The 12839-nt window shown below is 54.3% G+C and carries 11 protein-coding genes; 6 read left to right on the top strand and 5 right to left on the bottom strand.

Annotated elements, in window-relative coordinates:
- Positions 1 to 179 precede the first annotated feature (179 nt).
- Positions 180 to 2378 carry an ornithine decarboxylase SpeF gene (gene speF, locus OKF39_RS07320; RefSeq protein WP_479983634.1) on the top strand — a complete coding sequence of 733 codons (2199 nt, stop codon included), beginning with the start codon at positions 180 to 182 and terminating at the stop codon, positions 2376 to 2378.
- Positions 2375 to 3688 (top strand): putrescine-ornithine antiporter, encoded by a 1314-nt coding sequence (potE, locus tag OKF39_RS07315; protein WP_045630860.1) that lies wholly within the window; start codon positions 2375 to 2377, stop codon positions 3686 to 3688. The genes speF and potE overlap by 4 nt, the downstream gene beginning before the upstream one ends.
- Positions 3689 to 3778: 90 nt before the next feature.
- Here potE and pgm read toward each other — a convergent pair whose 3' ends face one another.
- Both pgm and seqA read right to left on the bottom strand, forming a co-directional pair.
- Positions 3779 to 5419, bottom strand: a complete 1641-nt coding sequence (gene pgm, locus OKF39_RS07310) for a phosphoglucomutase (alpha-D-glucose-1,6-bisphosphate-dependent) (protein ID WP_028012364.1) — start codon at positions 5417 to 5419, stop codon at positions 3779 to 3781.
- 24 nt (positions 5420 to 5443) lie between these two features.
- On the bottom strand, positions 5444 to 5992 hold the full coding sequence (seqA, locus tag OKF39_RS07305; protein WP_028012363.1) for a replication initiation negative regulator SeqA: 549 nt from the start codon (positions 5990 to 5992) through the stop codon (positions 5444 to 5446).
- 183 nt (positions 5993 to 6175) lie between these two features.
- Between seqA and ybfF the strand changes: the two genes are divergently transcribed.
- The 4 genes from ybfF (at position 6176) to fur (ending at position 8786) form a co-directional block, all read left to right on the top strand.
- Complete coding sequence (ybfF, locus tag OKF39_RS07300) at positions 6176 to 6949, top strand: esterase (RefSeq protein WP_479983633.1); 774 nt, start codon at positions 6176 to 6178, stop codon at positions 6947 to 6949.
- Positions 6950 to 7077: 128 nt separating this feature from the next.
- Complete coding sequence (gene ybfE, locus OKF39_RS07295; RefSeq protein WP_014883017.1) at positions 7078 to 7365, top strand: LexA regulated protein; 288 nt, start codon at positions 7078 to 7080, stop codon at positions 7363 to 7365.
- Positions 7366 to 7520: 155 nt separating this feature from the next.
- Complete coding sequence (gene fldA / locus OKF39_RS07290) at positions 7521 to 8051, top strand: flavodoxin FldA (protein ID WP_008501067.1); 531 nt, start codon at positions 7521 to 7523, stop codon at positions 8049 to 8051.
- A gap of 288 nt (positions 8052 to 8339) precedes the next feature.
- Positions 8340 to 8786 (top strand): ferric iron uptake transcriptional regulator, encoded by a 447-nt coding sequence (gene fur / locus OKF39_RS07285; protein WP_028012361.1) that lies wholly within the window; start codon positions 8340 to 8342, stop codon positions 8784 to 8786.
- 92 nt (positions 8787 to 8878) lie between these two features.
- Here the strand turns inward: fur and chiQ are convergent, their stop codons facing one another.
- From chiQ to glnS, 3 genes are all read right to left on the bottom strand, one after another.
- Positions 8879 to 9205, bottom strand: a complete 327-nt coding sequence (gene chiQ, locus OKF39_RS07280; protein ID WP_328728996.1) for a ChiQ/YbfN family lipoprotein — start codon at positions 9203 to 9205, stop codon at positions 8879 to 8881.
- Between the two features lie 47 nt (positions 9206 to 9252).
- Complete coding sequence (gene chiP / locus OKF39_RS07275; protein WP_328728909.1) at positions 9253 to 10650, bottom strand: chitoporin ChiP; 1398 nt, start codon at positions 10648 to 10650, stop codon at positions 9253 to 9255.
- Between the two features lie 447 nt (positions 10651 to 11097).
- The gene (gene glnS, locus OKF39_RS07270; protein WP_479983632.1) at positions 11098 to 12765 is read right to left on the bottom strand and encodes a glutamine--tRNA ligase; all 1668 of its coding nucleotides are present in this window, start codon (positions 12763 to 12765) and stop codon (positions 11098 to 11100) included.
- Positions 12766 to 12839: the final 74 nt, after the last annotated feature.

Genomic DNA, 12839 nt, shown 5'->3' with positions numbered 1-12839 from the left:
GTGCGCTCATTCATCTTGATTCAGACTCATCCGCACCGGGCGGACTGAATTTCAATCATCAAAAAAGCAATTCACTGATTTTAATCAGCGGCTACCCATTGCTTTTTTTCCGGAAAATTATCGATTTCTTTCTTGCAAGAAATCGAGGGACGCTTATTACCTAAAATAAAGAGAGAAAGATGAAAAATTTAAAAATCGCAGCCAGCCGTGCATGTCCGGACTGCTTTACTACCCAGCGTGAAGTGGTGGATGTCCGCGCTTCTGATTATATTGATGTTGCCGCCATTGTTCTGGCGGTCACGGATATTGCCAGCGGTATCCTGGAAGAAATAGAAGCTACCGGTTTTGGCATTCCCGTATTTGTGGCGACGCACAAAGAAGAGATCATCCCGGCAGATTATTTATCGCGCATTCACGGCGTATTTGAGCATTCAGACACCAGCAAAGACTTTTATGGACGCCAGCTGGAAGCGGCCGCGCAGAAGTATGAAACCCAGCTGCGCCCGCCGTTTTTCCGCGCCCTTGTCGACTACGTGAAGCAGGGCAACAGCGCGTTTGACTGCCCGGGGCATCAGGGCGGGCAGTTTTTCCGCCGTCATCCTGCCGGCAATCAGTTTGTCGATTTCTTTGGCGAGACGTTGTTCCGCTCCGATCTGTGCAACGCCGACGTGGCGATGGGGGATCTGCTGATCCACGAAGGCGCGCCGTGCATTGCCCAGCAGCATGCGGCAAAAGTATTTAACGCCGATAAGACCTACTTCGTGCTGAATGGCACCTCGTCGTCCAACAAAGTGGTGTTGAACGCCCTGCTCACTCCGGGCGACCTGGTGCTGTTCGACCGTAACAACCACAAATCTAACCATCACGGTGCCCTCCTCCAGGCTGGCGCAACGCCGGTCTATCTGGAAACCGCGCGCAACCCGTACGGCTTTATCGGCGGCATTGACGCGCACTGCTTTGAGGAGAGCTACCTGCGTGAACAGGTGGCAGAGGTGGCGCCTGGCCGTGCACGCGATGAGCGTCCGTTCCGCCTGGCGGTGATCCAGCTGGGCACCTACGATGGCACCATCTACAACGCCCGTCAGGTGGTGGATAAGATTGGGCACCTGTGCGACTACATCCTGTTTGACTCGGCCTGGGTGGGTTACGAGCAGTTTATTCCGATGATGGCCGACTGCTCGCCGCTGCTGCTGGAGCTGAACGAAAACGATCCGGGGATTCTGGTCACCCAGTCCGTGCATAAACAGCAGGCTGGCTTCTCGCAGACCTCGCAAATTCACAAGAAGGACAGCCACATCAAAGGCCAGAAGCGCTATGTCCCACATAAGCGGCTCAACAATGCCTTTATGATGCACGCCTCCACCAGCCCGTTTTATCCGCTGTTTGCCGCGCTGGACATTAACGCCCGCATGCATGAGGGGCAAAGCGGCCGCAACATGTGGATGGACTGCGTGGTGACGGGCATTGAGGCGCGCAAGCTGATCCTGGAGAACTGCCGATTTATTCGTCCATTTGTGCCCGAGACGGTGGATGGCCGCGCGTGGGAAAGCTGGGACACGGCAGAGATTGCAACCGATCTGCGCTTCTTCCATTTCGTACCGGGTGAACGCTGGCACGCTTTTGAAGGCTACGCTGAGCATCAGTATTTTATCGACCCGTGCAAGCTACTGCTGACCACGCCGGGCATTAACGCCCGCACCGGGGAGTATGACGACTTCGGTGTGCCCGCCACCATTCTCGCCAACTTCCTGCGTGAAAACGGCATCGTGCCGGAAAAATGCGATCTCAACTCGATCCTGTTCCTGCTCACCCCTGCGGAGGACATGGGCAAGCTGCAGCAGCTGGTCGCCCAGCTGGTGCGCTTCGAAAAACTGCTTGAGAGCGATGTGCCGCTGAAAGACGTCCTGCCCTCCCTCTACAAACAGCATCCGGAACGTTACGCGGGTTACACCCTGCGCCAGATCTGCCAGGAGATGCACGACCTGTACGCCCGCCATAACGTGAAGCAGCTGCAAAAAGAGATGTTCCGCAAGTCTCACTTCCCGCGGGTGATGATGAACCCGCAGGACGCGAACTACGCCTACCTGCGCGGAGAAGTGGAGCTGGTCTCCCTGCGCGACGCGGAAGGCCGCATCGCCGCCGAAGGCGCTCTCCCTTACCCACCGGGGGTACTGTGCGTGGTTCCAGGGGAAGTCTGGGGCGGTTCCGTGCTGCGCTACTTTGCCGCGCTGGAAGAAGGCATCAACCTGCTGCCGGGCTTCGCGCCGGAGCTGCAGGGCGTGTACGTCGAGGAGTGTGACGGTCGCAAACAGGTTCGCTGCTACGTCATCAAACAATCCGCTGCTCAGCCATCGCTGCTGAAAGGAGAAAAATTATGAGCAAGTCCAATAAGATGGGCGTGGTGCAGCTGACTATCCTCACCATGGTGAACATGATGGGCTCCGGGATTATCATGCTGCCCACCAAGCTTGCCGAGGTGGGGACCATCTCTATCATCTCCTGGCTGGTGACGGCTGTCGGATCGATGGCGCTGGCGTGGGCGTTTGCCAAGTGCGGGATGTTCAGCCGCAAGTCAGGCGGCATGGGCGGCTATGCCGAGTACGCCTTCGGCAAGTCCGGCAACTTTATGGCGAACTATACCTATGGGGTGTCGCTGCTGATCGCCAACGTGGCGATTGCCATCTCCGCCGTGGGCTACGGTACGGAGCTGTTTGGCGCGACGCTCAGCCCGGTGCAAATTGGGCTGGCGACGATCGGCGTGCTGTGGATCTGTACCGTCGCCAACTTTGGCGGCGCGCGCATCACCGGACAGCTCAGCAGCATCACCGTCTGGGGCGTGATCATCCCGGTGGTCGGTCTGTGCATTATCGGCTGGTTCTGGTTTAGCCCGACGCTGTACGCCAACTCCTGGAACCCGCACCATGTGCCGTTCTTCACCGCCGTGGGCTCGTCTATCGCCATGACGCTCTGGGCTTTCCTGGGCCTGGAATCCGCCTGCGCAAATGCGGAAGTGGTGGAAAATCCGGAGAAGAACGTGCCGATTGCGGTTCTCGGCGGGACGCTGGGCGCGGCGGTGATCTATATCGTTTCAACCAACGTGATAGCGGGGATCGTGCCAAACATGGATCTGGCTAACTCCACGGCACCGTTCGGACTGGCCTTTGCGCAGATGTTCACCCCGGAAGTCGGGAAAGTGATCATGGGGCTGATGGTGATGTCCTGCTGCGGATCGCTGCTTGGCTGGCAGTTCACTATTGCACAGGTTTTTAAATCTTCGGCAGATGAAGGCTATTTCCCGAAAATCTTCTCCCGCGTGACCAAAGCCGATGCGCCGGTGCAGGGGATGCTGGCAATTGTCATCTTCCAGAGCGGATTATCGCTAATGACCATCAGCCCGTCGCTGAACAGCCAGTTCAACGTGCTGGTCAACCTGGCGGTGGTGACGAACATCATCCCGTATATTCTGTCGATGGCGGCGCTGGCGATCATTCAGAAGGTGGCGAAGGTGGATCCGCACAAAGCGCGAGTAGCGAATATCGTGGCGCTGGTTGGGGCGATATACAGCTTCTATGCGCTCTACTCGTCTGGCCAGGAGGCGATGCTGTACGGGGCGATAGTGACCTTTATGGGCTGGACGCTGTACGGTCTGGTGTCGCCGAGATTTGAATTGAAGAACAAACATAGCTAAAAAAAAGCCCGGTGGCGCTAACGCTTACCGGGCCTATGATCGCTGTTGTAGGCCGGGCAAACGCAGTGCCGCCCGGCAGACAAACCGCAGTTATGCGTTTTTCAGCACTTCGCTGACAATCTCTACCGCTTCTTTCTCAATCTGCTGGCGATGCTCAGCGCCGAGGAAGCTTTCGCAATAGATCTTGTACGCATCTTCCGTACCGGACGGACGCGCGGCGAACCAGCCATTTTCGGTCATCACTTTCAGGCCGCCGATAGAAGCACCGTTACCCGGTGCCGCCGTCAGACGCGCGGTGATCGGATCGCCTGCCAGGGTGCTTGCGCTGACCATCTCCGGAGAGAGTTTGGACAGAGCCGCTTTCTGGGCAGAGGTCGCGCCAGCCTGAATACGGTTATAGCTTGGTGCACCAAAGCGTGCAGCCAGCTCGTTGTAGTGTTCCTGCGGGTTTTTACCGGTGACCGCGGTGATTTCCGCCGCCAGCAGGCACATGATGATGCCGTCTTTATCGGTTGACCACGGGGTGCCGTCGAAACGCAGGAAGGACGCGCCTGCGCTCTCTTCGCCGCCGAAGCCAAAGCTGCCGTCGTGCAGACCGTCAACGAACCACTTGAAGCCTACCGGCACTTCCACCAGCTTGCGGCCCAGCGCGTCCACCACGCGGTCGATCATCGCAGAAGAGACCAGCGTTTTACCGACAGCCACCTCTTTGCCCCACTGCGGACGGTGCTGGAACAGGTAGTTGATCGCAACAGCCAGATAGTGGTTCGGGTTCATCAGCCCGGCAGGGGTGACGATGCCGTGACGGTCATAGTCCGGGTCGTTAGCAAACGCCAGGTCGAATTTATCGCGCAGCGCCAGCAGGCCCGCCATCGCGCATTCGGAGGAGCAGTCCATACGGATCGCGCCGTCTTTATCCAGGTGCATAAAGCGGAAGGTCTGATCGACGTGATCGTTCACGATGGTCAGATCCAGCTTGTAGTGCTCGGCGATGCGCTTCCAGTACTCAATACCGGAGCCGCCCAGCGGATCCACGCCCAGCTTCAGGCCAGCTTTCTGAATCGCCGCCATATCGACGATATCCGCCAGCCCTTCCACAAACGGCTGAACCAGATCCTGCTCTTTCACGTGACCGGAGGCCATCGCCTCATCAAGAGAAATACGTTTAACGCCTTTCAGACCGTCGGCCAGCAGCGCGTTTGCACGATCTTCCACCACTTTGGTGACGTTAGTGTCAGCCGGGCCGCCGTTAGGCGGGTTGTATTTGATACCACCGTCTTCCGGCGGGTTGTGGGATGGCGTAATGACGATACCGTCAGCCTGCGCGCCACCTTTTTTGTTGTGCACAAGGATCGCGTTTGATACCGCCGGTGTTGGAGTAAACCCATTGTTCTCCTGAACAATCACGTCCACACCGTTCGCCGCCAGCACTTCCAGCACGGAAATAAACGCCGGTTCAGACAGCGCATGGGTATCTTTGCCCACGTAGCACGGACCGGTAACGCCGTTTTTAGCGCGCTCTTCCGCAATGGCCTGAGCAATGGCCAGAATGTGCGGTTCGTTAAAGCTGTGGCGCGCCGCGCTGCCGCGGTGACCAGATGTACCAAACTTCACTGCGTGTTCTGCGTTGCCCACGACCGGTTTCAGCACGTAATACTGCGCGGTCAGCTGAGCGACGTTAATCAAATCGCTTTGTTGTGCAGGTTGGCCTGCACGGCTGTGATTTGCCATTACCGGGTCCTTATGATGCAAGGGTTAAATTGTACCGCAAACCTTTTCAATCAATTCCGCCGGGAACTGCATGGACTGCATGATGTGTTCAATCATGCTGCACTTGCGGCCCGTATTGGTATTGGTGATCACCCAGTACGGAGTGCCAGGGACATGTTTAGGTTTGGTTTGATTGCCATTTTGCAGCAGCGTCTGCTCGTCGCCCGCGAAATAGACGCGGGTACGGCCGTGCAGCGACTCGGTCGCTTCAGCAAACGCTTTGTTATCCAGGGAGTAAAGTGTAGACAGCACCAGCATAAAACGGTTAACCGCCTTTTTCTGCTCCGCATATTCGTCGGAGAGCAGCAGTTCGCGCATCGCGCGCACTTTATCTTTTACCGGCGTCACGGCAGGTTTTGCTTGTGCAGCAACGCTCGGCTGAGACACGACATCTTTGGTAACTGGTGTGGCAGGCTGTGAAGCGGCGGAAATTTTAAGCATGCGCCGTAAAATGTCGGACGCGCTCTCCCCGATATGCCGCGTCTGGCTGGCAATATACTGATAGAGTTCGTCATCAACTTCGATTGTTTTCATCTTAATCCAGTGCGATATCTTATCTGAATACAAGTCATTGGGATTATAAGGTCAAATCCCAACAGCGGATAGCGTCAAACCAGGTTGGCGGCAAAAGTCAGATTAAACTGGAACCTTGCAGCCGGGCGGCAGAATGGTCAACATGATACCCTAACCTGACATACGTAAAAAAAGAACTTTGCCATGAAATTGAATACCCGAGCGCAAACTGCACAATCGCCGAACAATTATTCCCCCATCGTGCTGGTTCATGGACTTTTTGGCAGCCTGGATAACCTGGGCGTGCTGGCCCGTGATTTGGTTACCGATCACGATATTTTGCAGGTCGATATGCGCAACCACGGGCTTTCCGGCCGCTCAGACGAGATGACCTATGCGGCAATGGCGCAGGATCTGCTGGATACGCTGGACGCGCACAACCTGCAGAAGGTGACCCTCATCGGGCATTCAATGGGCGGTAAAGCGGTTATGGCGCTCACCGCGCTGGCGCCAGAACGAATTTCCGGGCTTGTCGTGATTGACGTTGCGCCTGTGGATTACGACGTTCGCCGTCACGATGAGATTTTCGCGGCGATCAATGCCGTAACCGAAGCTGGCGTTTCCACTCGTCAGCAGGCTGCAGCGGTTATGCGTGAGCATCTTGATGAAGAAGGCGTGGTGCAGTTCCTTTTGAAGTCGTTTGTTGACGGGCAGTGGCGTTTTAACGTGCCGGTGCTGTGGGACCAGTACAACAATATCGTGGGCTGGGAAACCGTTCCCGCCTGGCCGCATCCTGCCCTCTTTATTCGCGGCGGTAACTCTCCTTATATTACCGACGCGTACCGCGACACGCTGCTGGCACAATTCCCGCAGGCGCGCGCCCACGTCATTGCCGGTGCCGGACACTGGGTGCATGCGGAAAAACCGGATGCTGTACTGCGCGCCATTCGCCGCTATCTCGCTGATACTGCAAATTGATTAAAAAGAGAGCGACTGGAAGATGACGGGCTTCCAGTCGTTGGCGTGCCGTTTTTGGTGATGTATGATGGCGCGCTTATCGCCCGGGCTTTAGCAGGGCGGCGTGTTTCCCCCGAAGTCTCATAATCATGGCCAAAGAACAAACGGACCGTACGACACTAGATCTGTTCGCGAATGAGCGTCGACCGGGACGACCGAAAACGAATCCGCTTTCGCGCGATGAACAGCTGCGTATCAATAAACGCAATCAGCTTAAACGCGATAAAAATCGTGGGCTTAAGCGTGTCGAACTGAAGCTCAACGCCGACGCGGTCGATGCGCTTAACGAGCTGGCAGAGGCGCGTAACATCAGCCGCAGCGAGCTTATTGAAGAGATGCTCATCGCCCAACTTGAGACGCTGCGCAGCCAGGCATAAGTCTGAAAAACCCCTTTATCGCCCTTTTCATGTAGCACAGAGTGCAGTCCTGCGCGATAGCGGTTTCCGCAGGGTTGCCAGTTCTGCTATTATTGCCCTTATCCGTGGCCGAATTGCGCCACCATACCATTAAGTTTCAAGAGGTTATTTTACTCATGGCAATCATCGGCATTTTCTTCGGCAGTGATACCGGCAATACCGAAAATATCGCAAAAAACATTCAGAAACAGCTCGGTAAAGACGTTGCTGATGTGCATGACATCGCCAAGAGCAGCAAAGAAGATCTCGAGGGCTATGACATTCTGCTGCTGGGTATTCCAACCTGGTACTATGGTGAAGCCCAGTGCGACTGGGACGATTTCTTCCCGACGCTGGAAGAGGTGGACTTCAACGGCAAGCTGGTTGCCCTGTTCGGTTGTGGCGATCAGGAAGATTACGCCGAGTACTTCTGTGATGCGCTGGGGACGATTCGCGACATCATTGAGCCTAATGGCGCGGTTATTGTGGGCCACTGGCCGACTGCCGGTTACCACTTCGAAGCTTCTAAAGGCCTGGCCGATGACGATCATTTTGTCGGACTTGCCATTGACGAAGACCGTCAGCCAGAACTGACCGCAGAGCGTGTAGAGAAGTGGGTTAAACAGATCCGCGAAGAACTGCATCTGGACGATATTCTCAACGCCTGATTTTTTACGGCGCAACGCGGGTTGCGCCCCTTTTCCAGGTAAAACCGATTAAATTAATTGCTACAAACTTTTAACTTTTTCGTCCAGACCTGTACAATGTCTCCCTGGCAAAATGTGGTTTCCATTGAGCAAGTTTGTAGGTGATACCACGTTTTTATAAGCATACTTTGCCTGAGACTTGCAGTTTTCATTTAGGCATGGCAGTTCTATAATGAGACGCATTATCCCAGGTGCATTTTCTGTCACTTCCCAGAGAAGTGAATCGTTTAGCAACAGGACAGATTCCGCATGACTGACAACAATACCGCATTAAAGAAGGCTGGCCTGAAAGTAACGCTTCCTCGGTTAAAAATCCTGGAAGTGCTTCAGGGTCCAGACAATCACCATGTCAGTGCGGAAGACCTTTATAAACGTCTTATCGACATGGGTGAAGAGATTGGGCTGGCCACCGTATATCGCGTGCTGAACCAGTTTGATGACGCGGGCATTGTTACCCGTCATAATTTCGAAGGCGGTAAATCTGTATTCGAACTGACCCAGCAGCATCACCACGATCACCTGATCTGCCTCGATTGCGGCAAGGTCATTGAATTTAGCGATGATTCCATCGAAGCGCGTCAGCGTGAAATCGCAGCTCGTCATGGCATTCGCCTGACCAACCACAGCCTGTACCTTTACGGTCACTGCGCTGAAGGGGATTGCCGCGAGAATGAACACGCTCACGACACAAAATAAGTTAGCGTTCATACTCTGAGCCAGCCGTAAGGTTGGCTTTTTTTTGCCTGAAAAAAGCCCGGTCAGCAAAGTGCCACCGGGCGTAGAGCAACTTATTTGTTGTTATTGCGTATCTCGTTCCAGATTTTATCGCAACGCTTCGCCACTTCCTGATCGTTACCGGTTTTACGTGCCTGGATGCAGGCCTGATAATCCATCACGCGAACATTCTCCTGCGTCGCGAACACCTCATGCGCTTTCTCTTTCTTTAACACATTTAGCACACTCTGGCAGGCTTCAATTTTCTCAGGCGATCCTTCCGCGGTATTAATACAGGCGCTATACGCCTCCTTCAGACGGGCGTCCTCTTTCGGCGCCTGAGTCTGAACACACGCCACCAGCCCTGATGCCATCAGCGCGACGATTACGATTTTTTTCATCATGTGCAGTCTCCAGACCGGCGGGACTCAGCCCGCCGGTGTGCTCATCAGAAGATGGTGAATGGGGCGATAACCATGAATTTGACGTCACGTTCATCCTGGAAGATGTTGCCGTAACCGCCCGCATAGCTTGGGATATCGGAGTGGTTGTCATACTGCGTGAAGTGCAGCTTGAACATCGTGCCTTTCGCGCGGCCATCCTGCAGGGTGTAGATAGCATCCAGGCTGTAGGAGGACTCTTTCAGGCGATAGTTTGGATCGTAGTACGCATCCGGCGTCGCCATGTCTGCTGGTTTTGCATCCCAGGCGTAAGCGTAAGAAGCGCCCACCGCCCAGCCCGGCAGGTTCCAGTTTTTCAGGTCATACATGGCGCCGAAGAAGACCGCTTTCTCGCCGTCGGCGTTGAAGTCTGAGCGGTTATCCCACCAGATATCCAGACGACCGTTGGATGAGGCATAGGTCGGCGTCATACGCTGCAGGAAGTAGCCCTGCTGCCCTTCCGCCTTCACCCACGTGCCTTCCAGACGCAAATCAACCTGACCGACCTTATAGCCGAAGGTTAACGCCTGCAGCCACGCGGTACCGTTATAAATGTCATTTACGCTGCCATCGCTGACCTTATCGCGCGTACCGTAGAACTGGTAGCTGGTGCTCAGCGGACTACCGGCGATATCAAATTTGTAGCTGGCTTTAGCAAAATACTGATCGATATAGCCTTCCGCCTGACCAAATGCGGCTTCCAGAACCAGATCGTTTTTGAAGTCGTACTTCGCGCCCAGCGAGTGGAGGTAATCGACTTTGGTTTTCTTATCGTTCTGGTAGAACTTGTCCATCTCAATGTGCCACGGCGCTTTGTACTCGTTGGTCCACATATAGGAGAAGCTCAACGCACCTGCATCACCGTAGTCAAAGTTAGCCCCGGCTTCTGCCCCCTGATAGGTACCAGGCATAAAGCTCCAGTGCGGCGCTAACAGCGTCTGGCCGGTTGGCTGAATATAGCCCCCACGCGCCCATACCGGGCCGTATTTGAATTTCGCTGCGGCCTTATAAAGGCTGATGCCGCTTTTATCCCCTGACCAGTCTTCGTCATAGGCTTTATTGCTGGAGGAGAAAGCAATTTCGTTCGGGTGGCCGCTGTCGCCATTTTCAGCCATTTCAATCGCCGTAAACGCGGCAATATCCAGACCGAATATATCGGCGGCGTAGCCTGACTGGAAGTCCAGGTTGGCGTTCCAGGTGGAGTGTGAGAGGTTGGTTTTGTATTTATCTTCTGTGACATCTTTACGGTCACGTTCACGCTGCCAGTAATAAATACCGCCAGTGAGGGTAGAATCTTCGATGAAACCTGCTGCTTTTGCCTCTGGTGTCACCACCAGGCCTGACATTGCTGTCACACCGGCAATAGCCAGCGCCAGCGCACTACGTTTGCCACTGAACGTACGCATAGATTATTCCTCTTTGACGAATTAAAACGCCTTAAACGGCGAAAATATAAAAGACCAAAAGGCCAGGGGTAGTTATAAATACCCTCGAATTAACTACCGTCTTTAGGTTATTTTTCGCGACGCGAATTATCAATGCTTTTCAGTGGGCAAAAGTCAGGATTATGACGAAGTGCACATAATTGGTAGTGCTTTGTAACATTTGGCCGGATGCAAGGTGTGGCGGGGGTAGAGCAGGTAATTTCGGCGTATTAGATCGTAATAAAACCCGTATTTGTCTTAATTCTCTTTTTTATGAAACAGACAAACTTTTTTTAGAAAAATAAGTAGCACCGCATTGACCAAAAATTTTAGCTGGCCTAATTACGGGCCTACTTTAACGATATGATCATTAAATAAAAAAACGCCGCTATAAGCGGCGTTTGTTTCTCATTGACCAGTGCAGCGTTATTATTCGCCGATCTTGGTCCAGGTATCACGCAGACCTACGGTACGGTTAAATACCGGTTTTTCTGCCGTGCTGTAACGGCTGTCCAGGCAGAAGTAACCTTCACGCTCGAACTGGAACGCTTTGCCCGCTTCAGCGGCTTTCAGCGATGGCTCCGCATAACCTTGCTTGATCACCAGAGATTCCGGGTTGATGGTCGCCAGGAAGTCTTCCGCCGCACCCGGGTTAGGTACGCTGAACAGACGATCGTACAGACGAATTTCTACAGGCAGCGCGTGGGAAGCGCTCACCCAGTGGATCACGCCTTTCACCTTGCGGCCGTCTGCCGGATCTTTGCTCAGCGTCTCAGCATCGTACGAACAGAAGATGGTGGTAATGTTACCTTCAGCATCCTTCTCTACGCGCTCGGCTTTGATGACGTAGGCGTTACGCAGACGAACTTCTTTGCCCAACACCAGACGCTTGTACTGCTTATTGGCTTCTTCACGGAAGTCAGCACGGTCGATCCAGATCTCACCGCTGAACGGCACGTCGCGGCTTCCCATTTCCGGTTTATTCGGATGGTTAGGCATAGAGACCAGCTCGCTTCCACCCTGCGGGTAATTTTCAATAACCAGTTTCACCGGATCGATAACAGCCATCGCGCGCGGGGCGTTTTCGTTAAGATCTTCACGAATGCAGGATTCCAGAGACGCCATTTCGATGGTGTTGTCCTGCTTGGTCACGCCGATACGTTTGCAGAACTCACGAATAGAAGCGGCAGTGTAACCACGACGACGCAGGCCGGAGATGGTCGGCATGCGCGGGTCGTCCCAGCCATCAACGTGCTTGTCGGTCACCAGCAGGTTCAGCTTACGCTTGGACATCACGGTGTATTCCAGATTCAGACGAGAGAACTCGTACTGACGCGGATGCACAGGAATGGTGATGTTATCGAGCACCCAGTCGTACAGACGACGGTTATCCTGGAACTCCAGCGTACACAGCGAGTGGGTAATGCCTTCCAGCGCATCGCTGATGCAGTGGGTGAAGTCGTACATCGGATAAATGCACCACTTGTTGCCGGTCTGGTGGTGTTCTGCGAACTTAATGCGGTACAGCACCGGATCGCGCATCACGATAAACGGCGACGCCATATCGATTTTGGCACGCAGGCACGCTTTACCTTCTTCGAAGCCACCGGCACGCATTTTTTCAAACAGCGCCAGGTTCTCTTCCACGCTGCGATCGCGGAACGGGCTGTTTTTGCCTGGTGCGGTCAGCGTACCGCGATACTCGCGGATTTCGTCCGCAGACAGCTCGTCGACGTAGGCCAGACCTTTGTTGATCAGCTCCACCGCGTAGGCATACAGCTGATCAAAATAGTCAGAGGAGTAGCAGATATCGCCAGACCAGTTGAAGCCCAGCCATTGCACGTCGTTTTTAATGGACTCAACGTATTCGATGTCTTCTTTTACTGGGTTGGTGTCATCGAAACGCAGGTTGCACTGCCCCTGGTAGTCTTGCGCAATGCCAAAGTTCAGGCAGATCGATTTCGCGTGACCAATGTGCAGGTAGCCGTTCGGCTCCGGCGGGAAACGTGTATGTACCGTGGTGTGCTTACCACTGGCCAGATCTTCATCGATGATCTGACGAATAAAGTTACTCGGGCGGGCTTCTGCCTCACTCATCGTGGATTCCTCAAAGCGTAAACAACGTATAACGGCGTATGATCTTATAAGCCGGACGTAGTGACAACCCTTAG

It is taken from the genome of Enterobacter cloacae complex sp. HYC042_NIDB (assembly GCF_056673315.1).
This window is presented reverse-complemented; position numbering and strand designations above follow the sequence as displayed.